The sequence below is a fragment of the Devosia pacifica genome, assembly GCF_014652635.1.
Taxonomy (GTDB): Bacteria; Pseudomonadota; Alphaproteobacteria; order Rhizobiales; family Devosiaceae; genus Devosia; species Devosia pacifica.
On record NZ_BMZE01000002.1, the window covers coordinates 647,235 to 672,811 of the forward strand.

Annotated in this window: 27 protein-coding genes and 1 tRNA gene; 4 read left to right on the top strand and 24 right to left on the bottom strand. The window is 61.0% G+C overall.

Annotation, left to right across the window (positions count from 1 at the left end; translation table 11 throughout):
* Window positions 1-6: 6 nt before the first annotated feature.
* From IE127_RS10290 to IE127_RS10300, 3 genes are all read left to right on the top strand, one after another.
* Entirely contained in the window at window positions 7-891 is an 885-nt protein-coding gene (locus IE127_RS10290) for a F0F1 ATP synthase subunit gamma (protein WP_189425587.1), read from the top strand.
* A 21-nt stretch (window positions 892-912) separates the two neighbouring features.
* Window positions 913-2,349 (top strand): F0F1 ATP synthase subunit beta, encoded by a 1,437-nt coding sequence (gene atpD, locus IE127_RS10295; protein WP_189425588.1) that lies wholly within the window; start codon window positions 913-915, stop codon window positions 2,347-2,349.
* A gap of 83 nt (window positions 2,350-2,432) precedes the next feature.
* Window positions 2,433-2,858: a F0F1 ATP synthase subunit epsilon gene (locus tag IE127_RS10300; protein ID WP_189425589.1), complete on the top strand. Its 426-nt coding sequence runs from the start codon at window positions 2,433-2,435 to the stop codon at window positions 2,856-2,858.
* A gap of 30 nt (window positions 2,859-2,888) precedes the next feature.
* On the opposite strand, the gene IE127_RS10305 is transcribed toward IE127_RS10300, so the two are convergent.
* From IE127_RS10305 to IE127_RS10385, 17 genes are all read right to left on the bottom strand, one after another.
* Window positions 2,889-3,602, bottom strand: a complete 714-nt coding sequence (locus IE127_RS10305; protein WP_189425590.1) for an aspartate/glutamate racemase family protein — start codon at window positions 3,600-3,602, stop codon at window positions 2,889-2,891.
* On the bottom strand, window positions 3,599-4,141 hold the full coding sequence (locus IE127_RS10310; protein WP_189425591.1) for an RNA pyrophosphohydrolase: 543 nt from the start codon (window positions 4,139-4,141) through the stop codon (window positions 3,599-3,601). The genes IE127_RS10305 and IE127_RS10310 overlap by 4 nt, the downstream gene beginning before the upstream one ends.
* Complete coding sequence (locus IE127_RS10315; protein ID WP_189425592.1) at window positions 4,138-5,292, bottom strand: divergent polysaccharide deacetylase family protein; 1,155 nt, start codon at window positions 5,290-5,292, stop codon at window positions 4,138-4,140. The genes IE127_RS10310 and IE127_RS10315 overlap by 4 nt, the downstream gene beginning before the upstream one ends.
* Before the next feature lie 72 nt (window positions 5,293-5,364).
* Window positions 5,365-6,714, bottom strand: a complete 1,350-nt coding sequence (locus IE127_RS10320) for a S41 family peptidase (RefSeq protein WP_189425593.1) — start codon at window positions 6,712-6,714, stop codon at window positions 5,365-5,367.
* A 17-nt stretch (window positions 6,715-6,731) separates the two neighbouring features.
* The gene (locus tag IE127_RS10325) at window positions 6,732-8,108 is read right to left on the bottom strand and encodes a murein hydrolase activator EnvC family protein (RefSeq protein ID WP_189425594.1); all 1,377 of its coding nucleotides are present in this window, start codon (window positions 8,106-8,108) and stop codon (window positions 6,732-6,734) included.
* Window positions 8,109-8,209: 101 nt separating this feature from the next.
* A complete protein-coding gene (gene rlmH, locus IE127_RS10330; protein ID WP_189425595.1) occupies window positions 8,210-8,689 on the bottom strand; it encodes a 23S rRNA (pseudouridine(1915)-N(3))-methyltransferase RlmH in 480 nt (159 codons plus the stop codon).
* A 40-nt stretch (window positions 8,690-8,729) separates the two neighbouring features.
* Entirely contained in the window at window positions 8,730-9,056 is a 327-nt protein-coding gene (rsfS, locus tag IE127_RS10335; RefSeq protein WP_211198862.1) for a ribosome silencing factor, read from the bottom strand.
* A gap of 245 nt (window positions 9,057-9,301) precedes the next feature.
* Window positions 9,302-9,901, bottom strand: a complete 600-nt coding sequence (locus tag IE127_RS10340) for a nicotinate-nucleotide adenylyltransferase (RefSeq protein ID WP_308430304.1) — start codon at window positions 9,899-9,901, stop codon at window positions 9,302-9,304.
* Window positions 9,902-9,924: 23 nt separating this feature from the next.
* On the bottom strand, window positions 9,925-11,205 hold the full coding sequence (locus IE127_RS10345) for a glutamate-5-semialdehyde dehydrogenase (protein WP_189425597.1): 1,281 nt from the start codon (window positions 11,203-11,205) through the stop codon (window positions 9,925-9,927).
* Window positions 11,202-12,338: a glutamate 5-kinase gene (proB, locus tag IE127_RS10350; protein WP_189425598.1), complete on the bottom strand. Its 1,137-nt coding sequence runs from the start codon at window positions 12,336-12,338 to the stop codon at window positions 11,202-11,204. Before proB ends, IE127_RS10345 begins: the two co-directional genes overlap by 4 nt.
* On the bottom strand, window positions 12,335-13,372 hold the full coding sequence (gene obgE / locus IE127_RS10355; RefSeq protein ID WP_189425599.1) for a GTPase ObgE: 1,038 nt from the start codon (window positions 13,370-13,372) through the stop codon (window positions 12,335-12,337). The genes proB and obgE overlap by 4 nt, the downstream gene beginning before the upstream one ends.
* On the bottom strand, window positions 13,369-13,902 hold the full coding sequence (locus IE127_RS10360; RefSeq protein ID WP_189425600.1) for a GNAT family N-acetyltransferase: 534 nt from the start codon (window positions 13,900-13,902) through the stop codon (window positions 13,369-13,371). The genes obgE and IE127_RS10360 overlap by 4 nt, the downstream gene beginning before the upstream one ends.
* Entirely contained in the window at window positions 13,899-14,423 is a 525-nt protein-coding gene (locus tag IE127_RS10365) for a GNAT family N-acetyltransferase (RefSeq protein WP_189425601.1), read from the bottom strand. The genes IE127_RS10360 and IE127_RS10365 overlap by 4 nt, the downstream gene beginning before the upstream one ends.
* A gap of 120 nt (window positions 14,424-14,543) precedes the next feature.
* Window positions 14,544-14,810, bottom strand: a complete 267-nt coding sequence (gene rpmA, locus IE127_RS10370) for a 50S ribosomal protein L27 (protein WP_189425602.1) — start codon at window positions 14,808-14,810, stop codon at window positions 14,544-14,546.
* Between the two features lie 11 nt (window positions 14,811-14,821).
* Window positions 14,822-15,475, bottom strand: coding sequence for a 50S ribosomal protein L21 (locus IE127_RS10375; RefSeq protein WP_189425603.1), 654 nt, complete (start codon window positions 15,473-15,475; stop codon window positions 14,822-14,824).
* Between the two features lie 221 nt (window positions 15,476-15,696).
* Complete coding sequence (locus IE127_RS10380) at window positions 15,697-16,488, bottom strand: MBL fold metallo-hydrolase (RefSeq protein WP_244640098.1); 792 nt, start codon at window positions 16,486-16,488, stop codon at window positions 15,697-15,699.
* 99 nt (window positions 16,489-16,587) lie between these two features.
* A complete protein-coding gene (locus IE127_RS10385; protein WP_189425604.1) occupies window positions 16,588-17,019 on the bottom strand; it encodes a gamma-glutamylcyclotransferase family protein in 432 nt (143 codons plus the stop codon).
* A gap of 94 nt (window positions 17,020-17,113) precedes the next feature.
* On the opposite strand from IE127_RS10385, the gene IE127_RS10390 reads away from it, so the two are divergent.
* Window positions 17,114-17,203: transfer RNA gene (locus IE127_RS10390), tRNA-Ser, on the top strand.
* A gap of 119 nt (window positions 17,204-17,322) precedes the next feature.
* Here IE127_RS10390 and IE127_RS10395 read toward each other — a convergent pair.
* From IE127_RS10395 to IE127_RS10425, 7 genes are read right to left on the bottom strand one after another with little or no spacing between them, the layout of a single operon-like run.
* Window positions 17,323-17,961 (bottom strand): response regulator transcription factor, encoded by a 639-nt coding sequence (locus tag IE127_RS10395; RefSeq protein WP_189425605.1) that lies wholly within the window; start codon window positions 17,959-17,961, stop codon window positions 17,323-17,325.
* Entirely contained in the window at window positions 17,958-20,219 is a 2,262-nt protein-coding gene (locus IE127_RS10400) for a GAF domain-containing sensor histidine kinase (RefSeq protein ID WP_189425606.1), read from the bottom strand. The genes IE127_RS10395 and IE127_RS10400 overlap by 4 nt, the downstream gene beginning before the upstream one ends.
* 8 nt (window positions 20,220-20,227) lie before the next feature.
* A complete protein-coding gene (gene allB / locus IE127_RS10405; RefSeq protein ID WP_189425607.1) occupies window positions 20,228-21,607 on the bottom strand; it encodes an allantoinase AllB in 1,380 nt (459 codons plus the stop codon).
* Between the two features lie 2 nt (window positions 21,608-21,609).
* Entirely contained in the window at window positions 21,610-22,602 is a 993-nt protein-coding gene (locus IE127_RS10410; protein WP_189425608.1) for a DUF6282 family protein, read from the bottom strand.
* 10 nt (window positions 22,603-22,612) lie between these two features.
* Window positions 22,613-23,620 carry a DUF6282 family protein gene (locus tag IE127_RS10415; protein WP_189425609.1) on the bottom strand — a complete coding sequence of 336 codons (1,008 nt, stop codon included), beginning with the start codon at window positions 23,618-23,620 and terminating at the stop codon, window positions 22,613-22,615.
* Window positions 23,620-24,618 carry an oligopeptide/dipeptide ABC transporter ATP-binding protein gene (locus tag IE127_RS10420; protein ID WP_189425610.1) on the bottom strand — a complete coding sequence of 333 codons (999 nt, stop codon included), beginning with the start codon at window positions 24,616-24,618 and terminating at the stop codon, window positions 23,620-23,622. Before IE127_RS10420 ends, IE127_RS10415 begins: the two co-directional genes overlap by 1 nt.
* Entirely contained in the window at window positions 24,615-25,577 is a 963-nt protein-coding gene (locus IE127_RS10425; protein ID WP_189425611.1) for an ABC transporter ATP-binding protein, read from the bottom strand. Before IE127_RS10425 ends, IE127_RS10420 begins: the two co-directional genes overlap by 4 nt.

Genomic DNA, 25,577 nt, shown 5'->3' on the forward strand with positions numbered 1-25,577 from the left:
CGGCTCATGGCCTCGCTCAAGGACTTAAAGAATCGCATCGGGTCGGTGAAATCGACCCAAAAGATCACCAAGGCCATGCAGATGGTGGCCGCTGCCAAGCTGCGCCGTGCGCAGGAGGCAGCGACCGCCGCGCGTCCCTACGCTGAGCGTATGGACAAGGTCCTGGCCGGTCTTTCAAAGGTCTACGAGGGACGCGAAGGCGCCCCTCCGCTGCTTGCCGGCACAGGCAAGGATGATGTGCACCTGCTGATCGTCGCCACTGGCGAACGCGGTCTTGCTGGTGGCTTCAACTCCTCGATCGTGCGTCTTGCGCGCGAGCACGCCAACCGACTGATCCGGGAAGGCAAGACGGTCAAGATGCTGACTGTCGGGCGCAAGGGCAACGACGTGCTCAAGCGCAATTTCTCGAAGAACATCATCGAGTACATCACGCTGCGCGAAGTCAAGCAGCTGGGATTCGCCAACGCCGCCGATATCAGCGGCAAGGTGCTCGAGCTGTTCCGGCAGGGTGAGTTCGATGTAGCGACGCTGTTCTATTCGCGCTTCGAATCCGCGATCAGCCAGGTGCCATCGACGACGCAGCTGATCCCGGCCAGAATCGAGACTGAGGACGATGGCGAGGCCAGCGCTGACTCGCTCGTTTACGAATACGAGCCCAGCGAAGAAGCAATTCTCGAAGACCTGTTGCCGCGCAATATCTCGGTGCAGATCTTCCGGGCACTGCTCGAAAACAACGCTTCGTTCTATGGCGCTCAGATGACGGCCATGGACAACGCGACACGCAATGCGGGCGACCTGATCAACAAGCTTCAGCTGAGCTACAACCGCCAGCGGCAGGCTCAGATCACGACCGAACTCATAGAAATCATTTCGGGCGCCGAGGCGCTCTAGAACTCAAGCGAGGACATCAACATGGCAGACACTTCTGTGGGCCGCGTGTCGCAGGTGATGGGCGCCGTCGTCGACGTGACGTTCGAAGGCGAACTCCCGGCGATCATGAACGCGCTCGAAACCGACAATAACGGTACGCGCCTCGTCCTCGAGGTTGCGCAGCACCTGGGCGGAAACACCGTGCGCACCATCGCCATGGACGCGACTGAAGGTCTCGTGCGTGGCGCCGAAGTGCGCGACTCTGGCCAGTCGATTTCGGTTCCGGTCGGCGACGCGACGCTTGGCCGTATTATGAACGTCATCGGTGAGCCGGTGGACGAAGCCGGCGAGATCCCGACCCAGGAACGGCGTCCGATCCACGCGCCGGCACCGAACTTCGTAGACATGAGCCCGCAGTCGGAAGTTCTCGTCACCGGCATCAAGGTCGTCGATCTCATCGCGCCTTATGCGCGTGGTGGTAAGATCGGCCTGTTCGGCGGCGCCGGCGTCGGCAAGACCGTGCTGATCCAGGAGCTGATCAACAACGTCGCAAAGGCCCACGGCGGTTACTCCGTGTTCGCGGGCGTTGGCGAGCGTACCCGCGAGGGTAATGACCTTTACCACGAAATGATCGAATCCGGCGTGAACAAGGATCCGCGCGAGCATGGTGGCAGCACCGAAGGCTCGAAGTGCGCCCTTGTGTATGGCCAGATGAACGAGCCTCCGGGGGCCCGTGCCCGCGTTGCGCTGAGCGGTCTGACGGTTGCCGAGTACTTCCGTGACCAGGGCCAGGACGTGCTGTTCTTCGTCGATAACATCTTCCGCTTTACCCAGGCGGGCTCGGAAGTGTCGGCGCTGCTCGGTCGTATCCCGTCCGCTGTGGGCTATCAGCCGACGCTCGGTACCGACATGGGCGCCTTGCAGGAGCGCATCACCACCACGAACAAGGGCTCGATCACCTCGATCCAGGCCGTGTACGTGCCAGCTGACGACTTCACCGACCCGGCTCCGGCCTCGACCTTCGCCCACCTTGATGCGACCACTTCGCTCAACCGTGCGATCTCGGAAAAGGGTATCTACCCGGCTGTTGATCCGCTCGACTCCACCTCACGCATCCTCGATCCGCAGGTTGTCGGTCAGGAGCACTACGACGTTGCTCGTTCGGTGCAGGAAGTGCTGCAGCGCTACAAGGCCCTGCAGGACATCATCGCCATTCTGGGCATGGACGAGCTTTCCGAAGAAGACAAGCTCACCGTGGCCCGCGCCCGCAAGATCGAGCGCTTCATGAGCCAGCCGTTCTCGGTAGCCGAAGTGTTCACCAATCTGCCGGGCGTGTTTGTCGAACTGGAAGACACCATCAAGGGCTTCAAGGGCCTCGTGGCTGGCGAGTACGACCACCTGCCGGAAGCCGCCTTCCTGATGGTCGGCACCATCGAAGACGCGGTCAAGAAGGCCGAGCGTCTGGCGGAAGCCGCCTAAGACATCAGATGGCGCCCGTTAATCGGGCGCCACCTTATCCTCGGGGGACGTGTGCTCCCGCATTTACTAGGGTTGATTGAGACATGGCTGAGCAGCTTCAGATCGAGATCGTGTCGCCGGAACATCTGGTGCTGTCCGAGCAGGTCGAGTCGGTTACGGTGCCGGGCACCAACGGCTATTTCACCGTCATGGCAGACCACGCGCCGCTGATGTCGACGCTGCGTGCCGGCTTCGTCACCGTCAATCGTGGCGGCAACAATGCCGAAGTCTATTTTGTGCGTGGTGGCTTCGCGGATGTCTCGACCGAAGGGCTGACCATTCTGGCCGAGGAAGCGTCAAGTCTCGAACAGTTCAGCCGCAGCGAGCTCGAAGATCAGATCAAGCAGGCCCGCGAAGAACTGGACCGCGCCGAGTCGCATGAAGACCGCAGCTATGCGCAGCAGGTGCTCGATGGTCTCGTCAATCTCGGTCAGGAGGCTGGCGACCTTCACGGCGCACACCTTATCTAGACCCGAAAGGCGCGGCCAAGCCGCGCTTGCCTAGGGGTTTAGGTCGCTTCCGTGCCTAATGGAAGCCTCGGCCAATGCCTCGGCGTGTAGCGCCGTTGTGTCGAATAGCGGCACGACGCTGTCTTCGTCGCTGATAAGCAGACCAATCTCCGTACAACCGAGGATGACCGCCTCCGCCCCGCGCGCCGCTAGCATCTCGATCGCGCGGGCATAAACGGCACGGGACTCCTCACGGATAATTCCCCGGCATAGTTCCTCATAAATGATGCCGTTCAAATTGGTCTGGTCGACTTCGGGAACGAGGACTGCCAGACCGCTCGCCTCCATCCGCTCTCGATAGAACGGCTCCTGCATCGTGAAGCGTGTGCCAAGCAGGCCCACGGTTGTGTAGCCGTCAGATTTCAGGGCTGCGGCGGTCGGGTCGGCGATATGGATGAACTGCGCGTCGTCGGGCAGACGCTCCTCAATTTGCTCGGCAACGATGTGCATCGTGTTGGTCGCGAGGCCGATTACAGTAGCGCCGGCTGCGGTAAGGCCCTCGGCGCTCGTTGCGAGCCGTTCGCCTGCGGTGTTCCAGTCTCCGCCTCGCTGCAGTGCCTCGATAGGCGCAAAATCCAGAGAATGCAGCACAAGGTCAGCAGAATGCAGCCCGCCCAGGCGTTGCGCCACATGCCTGTTGATCAGCTGGTAGTAATGCGCGCTCGACTCCCAGCTCATGCCGCCAATCAGCCCGATCCGCCTCATGGCCGCAACTCCCGCGCCCGCCGCGGCATGTCGGCAAAAGCCTCGACCACCTGTTCATAAGCCGGGCGCTTGAACGCGACGATCATTTCCGGTGCGCTCGTAAGCGCGGCCCACATCCAGGCGTCGAACTCGGGTTTGTGCATGCCGCCACCGGGGGCCGTGACGTTGATCTCGGCGTCGTCGCCGGTAAAGGCGAACGCGTACCAGCGCTGCCGTTGGCCGCGATATCGGCCCTTGAAGGCGATACCCAGCACGTCGTCAGGCACGTCGTAGTAGATCCAGTCCGACGCCTGCCCCAGCAGCTCTATCGAATTGATGCCGGTTTCCTCGAACAGCTCGCGGCGTGCTGCGGCTTCAGGCGTTTCACCTTCATCTATGCCGCCTTGCGGCATCTGCCAGGGCTCGCCCTTTTCCGGTGCACGCTCCGGATCATCACCTAGCATGCGACGACCAAGAAAGACCTCGCCCATGTCGTTGAACAGCGCGATGCCGACACAATCGCGGTAGGGCAGGCTTTCCCGCAGAGAATTTTTGGTCACTCGGTAGTCTCCGTATTCATGAGAGCCGAGGCGGGAACAAGGCTGATGCCTTTGCTCTCAAGCTCCCTAGCCCATGCGGCAACGGTGCGGATCGACACTGGCAGCGCCGTGACGATACCTATGGCGGATCCATTGCGCAGAGCCTCGCTTTCAAGCTGCTCAAGCTCGGCCCGAATCGCATCGGCGCTCGGATTGGTATCGATCACAGAGCTCGCCTTCGCAAAGGGCACAGTGCTCGACTGGGCGAGCTGCGAGGCCAGCGAGCGGTTCGACGTGCCATCGTCAAGATAGCCCAGCCCGCGCAGGCCTAGTTCTTCCATCACCGGTGAGAAATCCGCCGCCGAGGCGGTGAAACGCGCACCCATATTGTTGATCACGCCGATATAGCCCTCGAACCGGGCAAGCAGCCAGAAAAGACGGTCGAGATTGACGCGCGGCGGCTGTTCGGTGACTAGGGTCTGCGGTCCAGGATCGCTCTGCGGGTAGTCGAACGGCTCAAGAGGAATTTCAAGCAGAACTTCATGGCCGTCTCGCCTTGCGTTCTCCACCATGCTCGGCAGCGAACGTCCATAGGGCGCGAAAGCAAGACTTACCGGATCCGGCAATTGCGAGATGACATCGAGCGTCCCCGCCTCGTTGATTCCGAGTCCCACCACAACCAGCGCGACAGACGCACCGGCCCCGCCCACTGGCGCATGCCGATAGGCCTCGAATGGCGTCTGGCCAGTCGCACTCATGCGCGGAATGGCGCCGTGCTCGGTTTCTTCCAGCAAGTCGGGGATGGATGTAGCTGTGCGTCCAGGCGCGCCGCTTGCGACGACAATATCGGCCGGCCTTGCAGAAGAGGGTCCGTCCGCAGGATATTTCTGAGGGTCGGCGACGATCGTGGTGTTGCCGTCACCAGTAGAGGCAGGGCGGCTAGCAACTGCCTCGGCAACCGAATTACCGCGCGTATTGCTCTGGATCGGCACCTCGGCAATGGGCTTGCCGCCTTCCGGATCCTGCACCAGCAGCACGCGTCCAATGATGACACCCACGAGCAGCAGCAAGACTGCGAGACCAATGCGCGCTAGCGGCAGATCGGGCAGGCGACGCCCGACCTTCCTGTTTTGCTTGCGCCCGCGAAGAGGTGCGCTCAGCTCCTCTGCCATCTCGTATCCGTTCCATTGGCAATGTGCCGGGCGGTGTCTGTCACCGCCCGACGGGCTCCAACGCCATGCAGCCTACTGCTCCGGCTGCGGCGGGAAAGCCGGGTTGACCTCTTCGCCCTTGATCAGCCCGATTGCATATTGAAGCTGGGTATCGTCTTCCTTCTCCGGCGGCACATAGACAGACGAGCCGACAGTGGCTTCACCGTTCTCATTCTCACCGGCAATATGCCCTTCGAGCGCAGCTTCGCCGAGGATCTCGTCGCGGCCCTGCAGCTCTTCCGGCACGTTCTGGGTCACGACGATGTCCGGCTGAATGCCGGCAGCCTGGATCGAGCGATTGTTCGGCGTGTAGTAGCGTGCCGTCGTCAGGCGCATCGCACCGTCCTGGCCGAGCGAGATGATCGATTGCACCGAGCCCTTGCCGAAAGAGCGGGTGCCGACAAGCGTCGCGCGCTTGTGGTCCTGCAGTGCGCCGGCCACAATTTCTGCGGCAGAAGCCGAGCCGCCATTGATCAGAACGACAAGCGGAACGTCCGCAATGCGCTGATCGAGGGCGTCGGGCTTGGCGTCGTAACGCGAGCTTTCATTCGGCAGACGGCCGCGTGTCAGAACAACTGCGCCTTCCTTGAGGAACGCGTCCGCGACGAACACTGACTGGTCGACGAGGCCTCCAGGATTGTTGCGCAGATCGAGAACAATGCCGCTCGGGGCTTCGCCGTCGCGTTCTTCGTAGATATCCGCAATGGCGTTCTCGAGGCCGATGAAGGCCTGTTCCGAGAACCGGGCAAGCCGCAGCACCGCTACATCGTCTTCGAGCGACCAGCGCACTGCCTGCAGCGCGATGATATCGCGCTCAAGCTCGAACATCAGCGGCTCTTCAACGCCTTCGCGCATCACGGTTAGCGAAATCTCGGTACCGACAGGGCCGCGCATGCGCTCGACGGCGTCGTCAAGTGTCAGCCCCTGGATCGGTGAGCCGTCGATCTCGATGATAAGATCGTTGGCGAGAATGCCGGCTTCGGCAGCGGGCGTATCGTCGATCGGGGAGACGACCTTAACGATGCCTTCCTCCATGGTCACCTCGATGCCAAGGCCGCCAAAAGTGCCAGAGGTGTCCTCGCGCATGTCGCTATAGTCCGCTGGGGGCAGATAGCCCGAATGCGGATCGAGCGATGTCAGCATGCCCTGAATGGCGGCGCGGATAAGCTCGCGCTCGTCCGGCACGTCTACATATTCGCTCCGAATGCGGTCGAAAATCTCACCGAACAGATTGAGATCGGAATAGACTTCAAGCGGGTCGCGCGGCTCGGCATCGCCTTCCATGGCGGTCTCGTCCGCCGGGGTGTCCTGGGCAAATGCCATCGGGGTCGGTAGCAGCAGCACCAGCGAGAGTGCGGCGGCTCTGATCGTCTTGGTGAGCATCAGGTGGATTTCCAATCTCAAGTCGTTTCAGCTTCGTCTGCCCACCACGTGGTGGGGTCGATCGGCTCGCTGTCGCGGCGCAGTTCTATATAAAGGCTCGGCGTATCGTTGGCATCCGCCCCCGTGGTGGCAGTGCGGCCAATTGTGCGTGATCCCATGGTGCCAAGCGGCTCTCCCATACGCACGAAATCTCCGGATTCGACTGTAATCGTCTCCATCCCCGCGAGCAGCAGCGTGTAGTTCCTGCCAGTATTCAGAATGACAATCTGGCCATAATTGAGATAGTCCCCCTTATAGAGCACCCAACCGTCGGCTGGAGCAACCACCTCGGCATTGGCTGCACTCGCGATGGCAACCCCGCGCGATATCCCGCCCAGGCCGTCATTGGCACCATAGTCCAGCACGGGCTCTCCGCTGACCGGCAGACGCAGCCACCCGCGCGCAGCCTCGAAGGGTATCGCGGGTTCCGTACGTTCGGTATCGGCCAGAGCCATTTGAATGGTGTCGTCGCTGAGTCGCGGGACCTGATCGCTGCCTGGAGCAACATCGAACGCTTCGGCCCGCTCCTGAAGCTGTGAGATCAGTTCCTTGAGATCATCCGCACGATCAACGAGAGCAAGCGCGGCGCGCTCCTGCTCGTCGAGTTGCGCACTCATGCCCTGCATGCCCTCGCGGCGCGCCGCGATCAGTGTCGCAATGCGCAGCTGTTCTTCTTCGAGGACCGAGAAATTGGCGCGCAACAGCTCTTCCTCGGCGAGCGCGCGGTCCTTGATCTGCATGAGTTCGGCAAGGTCGGCGCTGACCGTTTCGGCGCGTCCCTGCAGTTGCGGAAGAATGGCACTCATCAGCAGGGCGCCGCGTGCCGAACCCAGAGCATCGGTCGGGTTGACGATGAGGGCAGGGGGTGGATTGCGCGAGACACGCGCCAGCGCTGCCAGCACATTGGCAATCTCGGCATCGGTGCCGTCCAGCCGGCCGCGCACGTCGAGCTCCTCGATGATGAGTTGATCAAGACGCCCTTCGACATCGTCGATCTCGATCTCGGCCAGTTCGACGCGTTGCGCGGCCGCAATCAGAGCAGCATTCTGGCGCCCCCGATCTCCCTCCAGTTCATCGATTTCGGTGCGCAGTTCTCCGGCACGTTCATCGGTCACGGCAATCGAAGCCTCGACCTCTTCAAGCGCCTCGCGGGCTTCTTCCAGCGTGCGGGGCAATTCCACCAGAGGATCCTCGCCGGTCTGTTGATTTTCACCAGCTAGATCGGCCGGCGCCTCGGTTTCGAGGGCCGACGCGTTGTCATCCGTAGTCTGCGCAAGAACGGCACCGGCCGCGCCAAGAAGGGCAAGGCCGATGAGACAGGCTTTCAAACGTGACGAGCCGGGGCGAGCCGACATTGGCGTTCCTTGTGGTGCTGCGGCGCGCGCGCCTGCCGAATCACCGCGACACACTAGCAAACCCGACGTTGGCGTCAGGTTAACATTGCTTAACCATACCGTCAGCTTCGGTGGTAGGGGTGCCCGGCGAGGATGGTTGTGGTGCGATAGAGCTGTTCCGCGAGCATGATCCGCACCAATTGGTGCGGCCAGGTGAGGCGGGAGAATGACAGGCTAAGGGCTGCAGACGCCACAAAATCCTGGTCGAGCCCGTCTGCACCACCGATGACGAAGGACAGGTCCGACGCCCCATCGTCTCGCCATCCGGCAACGCGACTTGCCAGCGCCTCGGAATCGATCGAGCTTCCGCGTTCATCGAGGATGACTACCGGACCGTCACCGAGTTGCGCTGAGAGCGCCTTGGCTTCTTCGGCCTTGCGCAAAGCGACGGTATCGGCCCGCGATTCCGGACTTTCCCGAACGTCGAAACCGGTCAGGCCCAAGGGCTTGCCGGTGCCGATCGCGCGTTTGAGATAGCGCGCGATCATGTCACGTTCGGGGCCGGCCTTCATGCGCCCTATGGCCGCTATGGCAATACGCATGCGCAGGTCCCGCCGCAGATCAGCTAACTCTCACCACCGATTAGTGCGCGTTCTCGCCGAACTCGGCCTGCCACATCTTCTCGATGTTATAGAACTCGCGCACTTCCGGGCGGAAAATATGGACGATGACATCGCCGGCATCGACCAGGACCCAGTCGCAATGCGGTAGGCCTTCGACGCGCGGCTTGTCGTATCCGTTGTCCTTGAGCGCCTTGGTCAGCTGGTCGGCGACCGCACCGACATGTCGGTGCGAGCGGCCAGAGGTGACGACCATGTGGTCGGAAAGCGAGGACTTGCCGACGATATCGATCGCGACCGTCTGCTCGGCTTTCGCATCATCGAGGCTTTCCAGCACGACGTCGATCATCGGGCGTTGTGAAGCGGCGGCAGCCGCGGTGCTTGCCTCGTTCGAGGCCTTATTGGGCAGAGTAGCCATCAGCGACGGCCTTCTGTCCACGCTTGGTCAGCATGGGTCATGCGGTATCAATGCATCCTTTCAGCAAGTGTGACGGGTCTGGAACTGCAGTGACATAGGGCACGGTTCCGATAAGCAAAAACTCACACACGCAAGTAATATGCGTTGCAAGTGTGTCAGGCGCAAGATGGCGGTGTTCACGTTGCCGTCTGACGCTGATTGCGAATGGCAGTCGATGATTGCGTTGAGCTCGTGCCGGTCAGGTAGACCCAAGCCGGGGGCGACCGGTCGGCAAGGCTCGATGCGTCTTCCTGCGCGACACGATAATGCGCATAGCGCCGCGCGGCGCGCGATGTCGGCGCGAGCCGCGATGCGCCGGGGCGCACATAGATTGCCATCGGCAGGCCTTCGGCAATCTCCTGCCAGTTCTCCCAGCGATGAAAGTGCAGCATGGAGTCGGCACCCATGATCCATACCAATCGACGGTCGAATAGCCGCCGGCGCAAAAAGCGGACGGTCTCATAGGTGTACCGAAAACCAAGCTGCGCTTCGATATCGGTAACGGTGATAGCGGGATGAGCCATGATGGCTTTCGTTGCGGCCATGCGTTCGCCAAGCGGTCTGAGATCATCATGTGACTTCAGCGGATTGCCGGGCGTTACCAGAACCCACAGCGCATCGAGGCGCAGCCGCTGCAGCGACTGTTCCGCCACAAGCCTGTGGCCCTCGTGCGCCGGATTGAAGCTGCCGCCGAACAGGCCGATACGCATGCCCGGGGCTGAGAGCGGCAATGGCACCGCGCAAGAAGGAATCGGCGCCGTCAAGGTCTCGTCTGTCCTGTTCCGCGTACCCGGTACTTGAAGCTCGTCAACTGCTCGACACCGACGGGGCCGCGCGCGTGCATGCGCCCCGTTGCGATGCCAATTTCACCGCCAAAGCCGAATTCACCACCATCGGCAAACTGGGTCGAGGCGTTGTGCATCAGGATTGCGGAATCGACCTGGTTGAAAAAGCTCTCTACCGCCACCGGGTCCTCGGCAATGATCGCTTCCGTGTGATGCGAAGAGTAGTGCTCGATGTGGTCGATCGCCTGCTGGATGGAATCGACGATACGGATCGAGATGATCGCGTCTTCGTATTCGGTGCGCCAGTCCTCTTCCGTTGCGGGCGTTACATCGTTGATGATGCGCATGACGTTGCCATCGCCGCGGATTTCGCAGCCTTTTTCCCGTAAAGCCGCAATGATCCCCGGCAGGTGGCTTTCGGCGACATCGCGGTGCACAAGGAGCGTTTCCGCCGCGCCGCAAATGCCGGTCCGGCGCATCTTGGCATTGAGGACAAGACTGACCGCCATGTCGCGGTCGGCAGATTTGTCGACATAGACGTGCACGAGCCCCTCGAGATGCGCAAACACAGGCACCCGCGCCTCTTCCTGCACGCGGGCCACCAATGTCTTGCCGCCGCGCGGCACGATCACATCGATATTGCCCTCGAGGCCCTTGAGCATTTCGCCCACTGCGGCCCTGTCTGTGGTGGGAACGAGCTGCACCGCGTTTTTTGGCAGTCCCGCCTGCTCCAGCCCCTTCCACAGGCACTCGACCAGCGCCCGGGAGGAGTGAACACTGTCTGATCCGCCGCGAAGGATTACGGCGTTGCCGGATTTGAGGCACAGCGCGCCGGCATCGGCGGTCACGTTCGGACGGCTTTCGTAGATCACGCCAATAACGCCGAGCGGCGTGCGCACGCGCTCGATGTGAAGCCCGTTCGGGCGGTCCCATTCGGCGATTACATCACCGACAGGATCCGGCAGATCAGCGATCACGCGCAAGGCCTCTACGATTCCATCGATCCGCCCCTGGGTAAGGCTTAGGCGATCGAGAAAGGCGCTTGAGATGCCTTTTTCCTTTGCAGCCTCGATATCAAGGGCATTGGCGGCGATGATCTTATCGGCGTCGTCGCGAACAGCATCGGCGGCGGCGATAAGCGCTTCGCGCTTGGCCTCGGCAGACGCCATGGCCAGCTGATGCGATGCCGCTCGGGCGTTGCGCCCGAGACCGGCCATCAAGCCGGCAAGATCGTCGTGTGAGACTTGCTTTGTCATTGCGTCTCCTCCGTGTGTTCGGCAAGAAGCACCAGATTGTCGCGGTGAACCAATTCGGCGCGGGTGCCGAAGCCGAACATCTCTTTGACCACCGCGCCCTTTTTCCCCCGCGCCTGGCGTGCCGCATCGCTGTCGAGCCCAACGAGACCGCGCGCGATTTCTCGTCCGTCCGGATCGAGTATGGCGATGGCGTCGCCCCGCTCGAATTCGCCCGTCACCTTGGTGACGCCCACAGGCAATAGCGATTTGCCGGTCAACAGCGCCTTGACCGCTCCTTGATCGAGGCTGACGCTGCCCGAGACTGCGAGTGAGCCCATGATCCAGCGTTTGCGCGCCTGGGCCCGGCTTTGCGCGGGATGGAACAACGTGTGCCGTCCACCGTCAGACAAGTGCCGCAGGGCATGCGGCTCGGTACCCTTGGCGATAATCATCGCGGTACCTGCCTGGGTCGCGATGCGCCCGGCCTCGACCTTCGTCTGCATGCCGCCACGCGAAAGATGGCTGGCGGCACCACCCGCCATCGCCTCGATTGCCGGGGTTATCGTTGGCACCTCCGGAATGTGCGCGGCATCCGGATTTTTCGCCGGAGGGGCGGTATAGAGCCCGTCCACATCTGACAGCAGGATGAGAAGATCCGCCTCGACCATCGTTGCGACGCGCGCCGACAGCCGGTCATTGTCCCCATATCGGATTTCTTCGGTGGCGACGGAGTCGTTCTCGTTGATGATCGGCACGGCGCCCAGCGACAGCAGCGTCGAGATGGTCGTGCGGGCGTTGAGATAATACCGGCGTTCTTCAGTGATGTTGGGCGTCAGCAGAATTTGCCCGGTGGTGATCGCATGGGCGCTGAGTGCTTCCGCCCAAGCCTGGCTGAGAGCGATCTGGCCGGCAGACGCTGCCGCCTGGTTCTGCTCGAGCGAAAGCGTCAGCGCACTCAACCCCAATAGCCGGCGCCCAAGCGCGATGGCACCTGAAGAGACGATCAGCAGTTCGTGCCCCTCGGCTTTCAGCGCTGCGAGATCCTCGGCGAGCGCCGTCAGCCATGCCGTCCGCAACCGCCCGGTATCGCCGTCGACGAGCAGCGCCGATCCAATCTTGACGGTGATGCGCCGATAGGGAGCAAGCGTCGTCATGGTTTCCAGGTCTCGGCGGCGCGTTCTATCTCGGCCGCTGCACGCTTTTCGGAATCGAGTATGCCAGTCACGGCATAGAGCACCGCATCGACCCCGGCGCCGCTGACACCGGAGATCGTGAAGACATCGCTGCCGCTCTCTTTGCGCAAGGCCTGCCGTTTGCCCTCTAGCTCGTCCTCGGGGATCGCGTCGGCCTTGTTGAGAACCACCAGCTCCGGTTTTTCAGCCAGCGTTTCCTTGTAGTATCCGAGCTCGTCACGCACGGTGCGATAGGCATGGGCGACATTGTCCTGCGTGCCATCGACGAGATGCACCAGAACGCCGCAGCGCTCGACATGGCCGAGAAAGCGATCGCCGATGCCGACGCCTTCGCTCGCCCCCTCGATGAGGCCGGGAATATCAGCGAGGACGAAATCGCGCCCGCCGATCTGCACCACGCCGAGATTAGGGTGAAGCGTAGTGAACGGGTAATCGGCAATCTTCGGTTTCGCCGCTGACACTGCGGCGAGGAAAGTCGACTTGCCGGCATTTGGCTGCCCGACGAGGCCGGCATCGGCTATGAGCTTGAGGCGCAGCCAGACCCATTTCTCAGCGGCTTCCTGCCCGGGATTTGCGCGTCGCGGCGCCTGGTTGGCGCTAGACTTGAAGTAGGCGTTGCCAAAGCCGCCATTGCCGCCATGCAGCAGCGTTACGCGCTGGCCCACCTCGGTGAAGTCGGCAATCAGGGTCTCGTTGTCTTCCTCGAATATCTGTGTGCCGACAGGCACACGCAGCACCGAATCCTGCCCGTCGGCACCGGTGCGGTCCTTGCCCATGCCGTGGCCGCCCTTCTGGGCCTTGAAGTGCTGCTGGTAGCGATAGTCGATCAGGGTGTTCAGCCCATCAACGCATTCGGCCACGACATCGCCACCACGTCCGCCATTGCCGCCATCCGGCCCACCGAACTCGATATACTTCTCGCGCCTGAACGAGATGCTGCCAGCGCCGCCGTCTCCGGCGCGGATATAGACCTTGGCCTGATCGAGAAACTTCATCGTCTTGCCTTCCAGACGCTGCGCGTCAGCTGCGTGTCGATATGCTCCAGCTCGCCGCCGCGTGCAAGACAGACCTGGCTGGAGCGGCCGATCTCCGTAAAGCCGAGCTTGTGCTGCACCGCGAGCGAAGCGGCGTTGAACGCGAAAACGCCGGACAGAACCCGCTCTGTAAGTGAGTTTTCGAACAACCAGTCAAGCGCCGCGGCGCCTGCCTCCGTCATCATCCCGCGGTTCCAGAACGGGCGTCCGAGCCAATAGCCAAACACGATGCCTTCTCGCCCCTGGTGAAACCCGACAACGCCTATGCAGGCATCGTCGGGGGTGGCGATTATGAAGCTTGTCTCTGCCGGCGGCAGGCTGACATTGCGCGAGTGCAGCCAGGTTTGCGCATCCGAGAGCGTATAGGGCAGGGGGACACGCGCCAGATTTCCCGCAACGCCATAATCATCGAGATAATGCGAAACCGCTTCGGCATCATCAAGCCGCGGCAGACGTAGAACGAGGCGATCGGTTTCAATGCGTACACTCATGGTGTCCATCGCAGGATCAGAAGCGGTTGGTCGCGATGCCGCTCAATGACGCTCAGCGTGCGCTCCACAACCTTGAAGCCGGCCTTTTCGAGAACGCGGGTCGAGCCGTGATTTTCGACGAGTACGCGCGCATTGATGGCCTGACAGGGATCAGCGTCTCGTACCGCCGCGAGCAATGCGACGACAGCTTCAGACGTATATCCCTGACCCCAATAAGGTTCTGCGAGCCAGTACCCGAGTTCCGGAAGCTTGTCGCCATCGAACATCAGGCTGACAACGCCCATCGCCTCACCATCCTGGCCGCGGATCGCATAGGACTTCTCTCGCGCCGGCACGACCTGCTCGAGGTACTCGATCATGTCGGCCTCAGCATAGGGATGCGGAATGCTGGCGGTCCAGCGGGCGACGTTCCAGTTGTTCACGAGGCTCGATAGCCTGCCAACATCGGCATGCGTCGGCGGCGACAGCACAAGTCGCGCGAGGTCGATTTTCGACGGCAGGCGTTCTCGAAGGCTGATCATCTTGACCTCGCAGCACACCGGGCGCTGACAACAATAAAGGGGAGCCGGAAACCGGCTCCCCTCTTGTTCTGTTGGCTCGCGCCGCCGGGGAGTGGTCTCCGGCAGGCTATGGCGCGCCGGTTATTCTGCGGCCTGTGCCGGCTCTACGGAAACGTAGACCTTGGAATTGGCGCGGGTGCGGAAGGACACATTGCCATCGACGAGCGCGAATATGGTGTGATCCTTACCAAGGCCGACGCCGGTGCCCGGGTGCCACTTGGTGCCGCGCTGGCGCACGAGGATATTGCCTGCAACAACACTCTCGCCACCGAACTTCTTGACGCCGAGACGACGACCAGCTGTATCGCGACCGTTGCGGGATGAACCGCCTGCTTTCTTGTGTGCCATCTATACGCTCCTTATTCCTTGTCCGCCTTGGCGCGCGGGGGCTTGCCGGCGATGAGATCCTTTGCCTGACCGATCCAGTCGTCGCGTTCAATACGGCCCTTGAAATTCAAGAGATCATCAAACTTTGCAACATCGTCTGCGGTCCAGTCGGCGATCTGGGTGAGGCTGGTGACGCCGTTGGCAGCCAGCTTCTTCTCGAGAGCCGGGCCGACACCACCAATCAGCTTCACGTCGTCCTTGAAGCTTGCGCCTGCGCTCGAAGCTTCCGTGCTGGAAGCGGCTGGCGCATCGGCCTTGCTTGTTGCAGGCGCTGCAGCCTTGGCTTCCGGCTTTGCGGCCGATTTGGCAGAGGGCTTCTTGCCGTCCGTGAGGATTTCAGTGATGCGCACGGTCGACAGCAACTGGCGGTGGCCGTTGCGACGACGGTAATTGTGACGACGCTTCTTCTTGAAGATAATGACGGTCTTCGACTTGCGGGTCTCGATCAGTTCGGCCGCGACGCTCGCGCCCTCGACCAGCGGTGCACCGATGGTGTCATCGACCATCAGAACCTGATCAAAGGTGACGATCGAGCCTGGTTCGGCGTCGATCTTTTCGACCTTGAGTACGTCGTTGGCGGCAACCTTGTACTGCTTGCCGCCAGTCTTGATAACTGCAAATGCCATTCGTTGCGCCGGGCTATGCCCGGTCCCGTTTATCGCGCTCTGTGGCGCCGCAGGCAGTGCCCTTCCTGCGGACTTCGGTTGAGATCGAGCAGAACCCGATCGGCAGCCTCAAGCAGCGGTTTCAAACCAAAACCGCGCGCCGGCAGGACCGGCACGCGTTTCAGTGGCGGCTTATCGGTGCAAAAGGGCTCGGAGTCAAGACCGATGCGCCAGGTGCTGCCTTACTCTTCCGTCTCTTCGCCTTCCGGATACCAGCCGCCAAAGCGGACCTCGCTCGGCCCCTCAAGCATGCCGGGCAGCGCTTCCACGTCGCTGCCGCGATAGTGATATGGATAAACGATCTCCGGCTCGAAGGCGTCGATGCCTTCTGCAGCCTGCTCGGGTGCCATTGTATAGGGCAGGTTCATCGGAATAAAGGCGACGGCAATGTTCTCAAGCGCGCGCATTGCATCCGTCACCTCGGTATCGCCGGCGATATAGATGCGCTTGTCGGCCAGTGTCAGGATATAGCCGTTATCGCGCCCCTCGGGGTGATATTGCTGGCGGTCGGGCGTCGTGTTGTAGGCTGGAATGGCATTAATCTCTATGCCACTGAGGGTGCCGCTTTCCCCATTGGCAAGTGCTGTCGCATTGGCTTTAAGGCCCTCCGGCAGCATGTCGTAAACTGCTGGATTGACGATCAGCGGCGCCTCTCCGGCAATCGCTTCGAGCGTCGGCACGTCGTAATGGTCGCCGTGCTCATGGGTAATCAGGATGCCCGTGGGTGCCGGCAGCCCCTCATACGCCTCGGCTCCACCAACCGGATCGACATAGATGACGTGGCCGCCCCAGCCCAAAATCATGCTGGCGTGCTGGATCGGGTGGATGACGAGTTCGCCTTCCGATGTCTGGATAGCATCGCCTTCAAGCATCTGCGCCTCCGACTGAGCCTGTACCGGCGCCATCGCGCCTGCTGCGAGTGACATGACGGGCAGGGCGCCAAGCCCTGCGATGACGGTTCTGCGATTGACCATTGGTCGTCTCCCTGGTGATGGGGCTGGAGGATTCACCAACCCTTGACCAGTACGCACCAGGCCGCGCGCGGCTCCGCAGCACACGGCTTCGTGATGCCGCTATCGCCGCAGCCGCGCCACAAGCGCCTGTTCGCGCTTCAACTCAGTTTGCTTGTGGTGCCTGCGCCAGTGCTCGATGGACCAGCGCGGCGCAGCCGGCGCGATCCAGCGCCTTGGACGATAAACCCAGACATGCTGACTGGCTATGGCCGTCTCGACCGTGACGCGCGTGCGACGGTATTCCTCACCTTCGAAGTCATCGAGCGCCAGCATGTCTTGCGCCCTCAGGCCGAACAGAATGACACCTGGCGCATGCGCTCCGGTTTTCCGGACAAGTGCCGGATACGCCCGCATCGGGAAATAAACGGTCACATGATCAACGATCGTCGCATCCACAATTGCCATCGGCTGGTGCCCCCGCAGCACCGCATGGCGCACGTCTTCATCGCGCAGCGTACCGTAGACAAAAAGGCTCTGGCCGAGTTTGTACATTCGCCGTTCCGAAGGTGTTGCGGTGCCGCGCGTGCTATGCCATAAGCCCGACCTTGTCGACCGCCGACTGACTGAGCAGTTCGTTCGACCTCGCGGAGAGGTGGCAGAGCGGTTGAATGCACCGCACTCGAAATGCGGCATAGGGGCAACTCTATCGGGGGTTCGAATCCCTCCCTCTCCGCCATTTTCTACTGATATCCCATTAAGGCAGTTTAGGTTTCGGCCCCCTCGAAGAGACCGGGTGCACCGCAGTGTGCATTTTCCCTTGTCGGTGCTCGCAGCTTGGTGTGTTCAAAATCCAGGTCAGATCACACCGCGTCTGATCGCTTCCGCCACCGCTTGAACACGGTTGGATGCGTTGAGCTTCTGGATGATTTCCTGAACCTTGCGCTTGACCGTAATCTCGGTCATTGCGAGGTCGTTGGCGATGTCGAGAGAGCGACTACCCTTGGCCAATAATCGCAAGACTTTAACATCTTGCGCGGTAAGGCCACTGTCGCGATGAATCTGCTGGGCCGCGACCTTGCGGTATTCATCCATCATCAGAGAAATCAATTCTTGCGAGAGCATGCTCTCGCCTTCATGGACCCGGCGCACAGTGTCCGGCAGGGTCTCATACGAGTTGGACTTTAGCAGGTAGGCGTCTGCCCCGGCCTCCAACGCGCCCACAAGATGTTGGCGATCCTCGTAGGTAGAGAGAACCATGCAACGCGGTGCCTCTTGCCGGCCCTTGAGGATGCGAACGAGTTGGATGCCATCCATGTTGCCGAGCCTGATGTCCACTGTAACGACACTAGGGCGGTAGCGGTCGACCAGGTCGATAGCCTCATTTGCCGTGCCAGCCTCGGCCACGACCTCCATGTCGCTTTCATCCTCAAGCAAGCTGCGGACGCCACGGCGGAAGATCTGGTGATCATCGACAATCAAGACTTTTATTGTCATGGTGAGCAGTTGGAGCGAGGAATGAAGAACTGGATGCGAGTGCCCGCCTCAGGAGCGGAATCTATGTAGAGTTGTCCGCCGACCAGGTGCATGCGCTCGCGGATGCCGACAAGACCGAGGCCCAACCGGGCTTCATCCACGACAAAGCCAATACCATTATCGGCGATGACGATTTCAATGTTGGGGTCTGAATAAGACAGTTTCAGACTGAGATTACGCGCAGCGGCGTGGCGCAGGCAGTTCTGACAGGTCTCTTGCACGATGCGGAAAACTGCCAATTCCACCTCGGGTTTGAGGGGGGCCGGTGTACCCTCTATGGTTAGCTGGGTGACGAGACCATCGGTCGACGGCAACGCACCAACATAGTTCTCGAGCGCTGCGACCAGCCCCAGTTCGTCAAGCACGTTGGGCCGCAACGCGTAGATGATCTGCTTCATCTCGCCTAGGGTGGCGTCGAGCATTGCTTGGCACTCGATGAGCCGCCGGTCGAGATCCGGGTTGTCACCGATGCGCCGCCTTATGCCCTGCAATTGATAAGTGGAAGCCAGAATTGACTGGGCCACGCTATCGTGCAGATCATAGGCGATGCGTTGACGCTCGCGCTCCTGTACATCGACCACGCGACGCCAGAGAGCCTGAAGTTCATCGGCTTTTCGAGCGATCTCGTCGTTGGCCTCACGCAATAGTCGCGTGCGATCATTCACCTTATACTCGAGAATATCGCTGAGCTCGCGAGCGCGCTCGAATAAGCGGGCGTTTTCTATGGCGATGACGGCCTGATCGGCAAAGGCGCGTACAATTCGACCGTGTTCGGCGGTGAAGAAGCCAGCTTCCGGCCAATCGAGGCACAACCAGCCAATGCATTCTGTACCGTGTACGAGTGGCGCACTGCACCAGGCGACGATCTGCTCAGTGCCAGGCTGCCAGACCCATTCCCGCTCCTTGCGGACATCATCGATAATCAGAGTGCGTTGCAACTGCATAACCGGCGCACTTAGCGGTGCCTCGCGCGCCAGAAAGCTGTGATGCTTGACTTTGGCATTGTCAGGATAACCCTTCGCTGCGACTACCCGCATGCGTCCGTCTTCACCGAGAAGAGTGACACGACAGCCGTTGTAGGGAACGACACGGCCCAACTCCCGGATTACGGCTTCCAGCACGTGGTTGGCTTCGAGACGCGAAGAGATAATTCGGGACACGTCAGCCAGTGTGTCGGCCAACCGGCGCTGACGTCGTTCTGCTGCAAGCAGGCGATGCTGCTCGATGACGGGCGCGATCTGATCGGCAATGGTCTGTAGAAGAAAGACATCATCATCCCGAAAGGCATTGGACCGGTCGCTCTGGATATCGAGCACACCGATTACACGCTGGCCGAGACGCAATGGCAGCGCCAGTTCCGAGGCGGTATGCGGCAGGATGGCATTGGAAACAAAATGGTGGTCCCGCGTGACGTCCTGGCAAATCCACATGCGTCCGGTTTCGGCCACCCTGCCGATAATGCCGCGACCCACCGTTTCGCTGAACCCACTGGCCATCAACGTTTCGGCAAATGGGCCGGATGCATGGACCAGTTCTACCCGTCGCGATTCCTCTTCGGTCAACAACAGTTGGATGTGTTCGTAGCCCAGCGCATCGGAGACGAGGCGCGTAATTTCGGCCAGTAGAGCGGCGCGCTCGTCCATCGAAGTGACTTGCTGGCCGAGCCGGTGCACTAGGGAGAGATGGCTGCGGATATGAGTGAGCTGGCGCGTTAGGGCAGTCGATTTGAGCAAGCCGGCGAGATCATCGGCGACCAACTCCACTTGATCGCGGAAGTCCTGCTTGCCTCGACGGGCATGTGAAAATCCCAGGATAACCTGCCCCTGTAGGCCACCGGAGTTTTGAATGACGCCCAATTCGATGGCGTATCCCTGGCTGGCGGCGCGCTGCACCAAATGTCTGGGCAAGGGCCGGGATGCTCCAGTGGCAAGCCTCAGTTCCGACAAGGAACGGTGGATCGGGGCCGGAATGGCTTCGCTGGTTAGAAGATCAATGTCTTGACCGTGTTTGAGCAGCAGTGCTGCCCAGCCGGCATTGGTCACCCGCACGGCCCGGTGCAGCCGCTTTATGAGTTGGCTGCGGGTTTCGGCAGGCACTTCGGTGCTGCGCAACCGACGCAGTCTGAGTGCATGAGCGCCGTCTTCATCATCCCGGTAAAGCGGGCGGACTGATGTCGGCCCCACTTGGACCGAGTTTTCATCGGCGCTACCTAATCCCAACTCGTCACCTATACAGCGTGCGCCCTAATTGACTGATATGAGCCGGCGCCGGCTAGAAACTCTCCGACGCCTGCGTTTTTAGAGATCGCGCCATCGTTGAAGATGGTAATTCCTCGACGGATGGTCTTCTTGACCTTACCGCGCATGGCAGACCCCACATAGGCGCTGTGCTGGTTGCGATAGTAAAGGTCCTTAGCCTGCAGAACGAAGACAGCGTCGGGATCGACGATAACTATATCCGCATCGGCGCCAATAGCGAGCGCGCCCTTTCGTGGATGGAAACCGAAGAGGCGCGAGGGATTGCCCGTTGTCATTCGGACCAGGTCGGTCAGCTTGAGGCCACGGGGCCTGCCGGCGGTGAGCATCGCCGGTAGGGTCGACTGCAAACCGGAAATCCCGCCCCATGCCCGAAAGATATCCCCGTCACCAGCGGTTTTCTCTGCCATCAGGCAAGGCGAGTGATCGGAAGCGATGACATCGATTTCTCCTTGCAACACCCGATCCCAGAGCGCCTCTACGCGAGCGCTGCTGCGCAGGGGCGGGGCGCATTTGGCCTCCGGGCCGATCCGGACCAGATCATCCTCGCAAAAGAACAGGTAGTGTGGGCAAGTCTCGGCCGTAACGGCCAGGCCGGAACGCTTGGCCGCAGTGACCAGATCAACGCCTTCGGCGCTTGAAATATGAACGATGTGGAGACGCGCTCCGGTGAGACGTGCCATAGAGATGGCGGCCTCTATGGCGGTGAGTTCTGCATCAACCGGTCTCGTCTCTCCCCAGGCAAGGCGATCGGTTCGACCGGCATTGCGCAAGTCGGCAGTGAGGCGGCCGGTGATATCCTCGTCTTCGGCGTGAACGGCGAGGAACGAACCGAAAGCGGCGATCTGCTCCATACCGCCGCGCATGACACTGTCGTTGACGCGGGGAAAGTCGGTGGAGCTGGCGCACATGAAGGCCTTGAAGCCGGCGACGCCCCCCGCCTGCAAACCATCGAGATGCGCACGGTTATCGGCGACCAGGCCGCCCCAAAGCGCATAGTCGACAATGGATTGGCGGGCCGCAATACGCTTTAGCGCCAGCGCATCCTCATCGATGGTGGGCGGAGAGGCGTTAAGCGGCATTTCAGCGATCGTGGTAACACCGCCAGCAGCCGCAGCCATACTGCCAGTGCGAAAGCCCTCCCAATGCCCACGGCCGGGCTCGGAAAAATGCACATGCGCGTCGACCAGTCCCGGTAAGATCAGGAGCCCCTGTGCATCGATGACTTCGTCAGCAGCATGGTCGGGATTGCCCTCGACCAGTCCGGCCACGCGCCCGCTTTCAACGAGCAGCCCACCTTCGAACTCGTGGGTCTCGGTTACGACGCGCCCATTGCGGATATACAATTGCATGCTCAGTCTAGGCCGATTAGCCGGGCCGGATTTGTGGCCGTCATGGTTTGCACTTCTTCGATGGAGAAGCCGAAATAAAGCAGCATCGAGATCATCATGCGCATGCCCTCGATAGGGGAAGGGAGCACCCGCACGCCATAGTCGGTGGCAAGAACGAACTGTTCTGGCCCGACATCGCGGATGCCCTGCAGCCAGCTCATGGCACGGCCGTGTACCACCGCACTCATGTCCATCAGGTCGCGTTCGACATAATAGTGAGTTTGCGGCATCCAGGGGCCGCCAAAATCCACGGCGCAGGCCTCGAGGAACACGCCTTTGCCTGCCAGCGTCTTTTGCTCATCGACGCTCAGGAGCGCGCGCGCAGGATGGGCGACAAGGATTTTTCCAATACCGGCGGCCTGCGCCAGTTCGACAATACGCAAGACTTCGGGGCCGGAAACGTGTCCGGTATTGAGATAGACCTCGGGTCGCTCCGCCACCATATCGAGAATTTCCTTGAGCGCGTCGGGCAATTGCCCCTCAAGGGGGATACGGATGGCGCGGGACAGCTCCTTTTCGGAGAACCCGGGGATGGCATCCTTGAAAGGCACCAGACGTCCATCGACCAGGGCCGATTCCGTGGAAGCCGAATGATAGGTGCAATGTGAGCCGAAGCTGATCATGCGGCAACCATCACCTAGATTGAGCGCGGTACGTACAGCCCTTGGGTTCATGCCATCATGGTTAGAGTTCATCAGATAGCCGCCGAAGGTGCGGAAGTCCTTCATGTACCGGTTTACCATCCAGGCGGTGCCCGAAGCCCAGCCGAAGACGTCATAGTACAGGATGGTCCGCATACCTGCAGCACGCGCCATCTCGGCCACTTGAATGGGATCGAAATGGCCTGGGTTTGAGCGCAGAACCGGGCCGGCATGGACATGGCTGTCCACGGCTCCGACCAGCAATTCCTCGGGCAGTTCCATGGTGCGGTTGTAAAAGGGTTCGTATGTGGCCATGGGGCTAGTCCTATTGCGGGTCAAGGCCAATGAGACGCGCCGGGTTGTGGGCGGTCATGGCACGGATTTCATCGGGCGTGAATTCGTAGTCGAGCAGCGTCGTGATCAACGTGCGCATGCCTTGCACTGGCGTAGAGGCGGCGCGAATGCCGTAATCGGTGCCGAGCACAAAATACTCCGGCCCAACTTCACGGATGTCTGCCATCCACTGTGCCGCCGTACGGCGTGCGCGCGGCAATTCTCCCGAGCGATCCATGTACTTTTTTTCGACGTAATAGTGAGTACGCGGCGCATTGGGATAGAGCCAGTCGACGAGGCATCCTTCGAGAAAGAAGCCGCGCCGCGCCGCGTCCTTTTGCTGGTCGATACTCAGCTGCTGGCGAGCCGGATGCGCGATCAGCACTTTTTGGATCTTGAACTCCTCGGCGAGATCCAGAATACGCAAGACCTCGGGGCCGGAGACATGGCCGGTATTGAGATAGACGTCCGGATGGTCGGCCACCATTTGCAGGATCTCAGCCAAATCATCCGAGATCGGCCCTTCTTCCGGAATGCGGATGGCGCGGGATAGCTCCTTCTCAACAAACTCGGGATATGCATCCTTGAACGGTACCAGCTGCCCATCGATGATGGTGGACTCCCGGGATGCAGAAAAGTGGGTGCAGTGCGAGCCGAAGCTGATGAAGCGGCAACCATCTTCCATATAAAGCGCGGTGCGCACTGAGCGGGGATTGAGTCCGCCATGGGCGGAATTCATCAAATATCCGCCGAAGGTCTGAATTCCGGGAACATGGCGATTGACCATCCACGCAGTACCGGAAGCCCATCCGAATACGTCGTAGTAGACGATCGCCCGCATTCCCGCTTCCCGCGCATCGATCGCGACTTCGAACGGGTCCTGATGGCCGGGATTGGAGCGAAGCACGGGACCGGCATGCACATGGCTATCGATGGCCCCGACGAGCAACTCAGAGGGCAATTCCATCGAACGGTCGTAAAAAGTCTCAAGGCTGGTCATCAGGTTCGTTCCCGAGCGGTTGTCATGTTCGTTGAGGGTGCGGAGTCGTGGGCGAGCCAGCAGGCGGCGCGGTGGCCACTGGAGAGGTCGGCCATGGGCGGCGCCTTGTGGCAGCGATCGTGAGCCAGCGGGCAGCGGGGGCGGACCGGGCATTCGTGGGGACGCACATCCCCCAGAACCAGTTCTCCCGTAAGTGATAGTCCGGGGTCCGGCTTTGGTGTGATCCTCGGCGCAGCGGCCAGCAAGGCCTGCGTATACGGATGGACAGGATGTGCGAGCACGGTCTCGCTAGGCCCCTCCTCGACGATGACGCCGAGGTACATGACCAGTACGCGCGAGCAGATGTAGCGCACTACGGCCACGTCATGGCTGATGAAGAGGAAGCTGGCGCCGACCTCGCCCTGCAGGTCCTTTAGGGTACGCAGTACCTGGGCCTGCACCGAGACGTCGAGGGCTGACGTTGGCTCGTCCAATACAATCAGCTCGGGTTCGCAGGCCAACGCCCGCATCATGGCGACGCGTTGGCGTTCGCCACCAGACAACTGGTGAGGAAAACGGTCAAGCGTGTCCGGACGCAGGCCCACCAGGGCCGCCAGTGCCTCTATGCGAACGCGCTCCTCGCCCTTGCGAACTGTCGCAAAGTTGCGCAGTGCCTGGCGCACGAACGTGTAGACCGACATGCGTGGATTGAGACTGGTTTCTGGGCGCTGAAAGACGATCTGCACGTTTTTGCGAAAGCGGCGCAAAGCCTTGCCACGCAAGGCGCTGAAGATGGTGTCGCCGACTACGATGTCACCGCTGTCAGCGCTTTGCAGGCCGACAATGCAACGACCCAACGTAGTTTTGCCGCAACCGCTCTCGCCGATCAGACCGACGACTTCACCACGCTCGACATCGAAAGACACTCCGCGCACGCCCACGCTTATCGCATCGGGGCGGTCTGGATCGGAAAACAGCTTGGTCAACTTGCGGACCGACAGTGAAGGCAAATCGTTCATGCCGACACCTCCTGTTCGTAGAGCACGCAATGAACCTCCCGCCCGTCGCGCTTCACCGCCGGTGGAATGCGACGTTCGCAACGCGGCATGGCGTGAGGACATCGGTGGGAGAAGCGGCAACGATCCAGTTCGGATGAGCCGCCCCAGACACTGCCAATGAGTGGCACCAGCTCGCGCGGCGAATCCACGTCGGGCACGGCGGCTATCAATCCCTGCGTATAAGGATGCAACGGTTCGGCGAAGATCGGGGCCAGATTGCCCGTCTCGACCACCTGCCCCGCATGAAGGATTGACAGGCTTGAGCAGTACTCGGAAACCAGCGACAGGTTGTGCGCGATCAACACCACTGCCATGTTGCGCTGCCGGCAAATCGAGGCGAGAAAGCGCAGCATTTCACGCTCTGTCGTCACATCCAGAGCCGTTGTCGGCTCATCAGCTATGAGCAGCGCTGGTTCGGTGGCAAGAGCGCATGCCATGGCTACACGCTGGGCCTGGCCGCCGCTGACCTGGTGAGGATACTTGCGTCCCAAATCTGCATAGTTGAGCCCGACAACCCGGAAAAGTTCTTTAAGTTCGCCTTGAATGTCGGAGCGGCGACGCCGTCGCAGCACTCGCTCAACCTGCTTGCCAACTGTGATGAATGGATTGAGGGCTCCTTTGGCGTTCTGGAACAGCAGCGAAACCCCATGCGAGAGATTCCCGCGCAAGCTTTTCTGGTCGCTGGCAGCAAAGCGACGGGTCCCAAAATTTACCGTGCCGCTGCGTACGTCGAGCCCCTGTGCCGCGAGACCGACACTGGCCATCATCGAAATGGATTTGCCTGATCCGCTTTCGCCAACGAGACCGTAGATTTCGCCGGCGCGAACCGACAAGTTGAAGCCCTCGACAATGCGACGACGGGTGCCGTCACGCAGGCTGTCGATGCTAAGATCAGTGATGGTCAGGAGTGACTCGGTCAT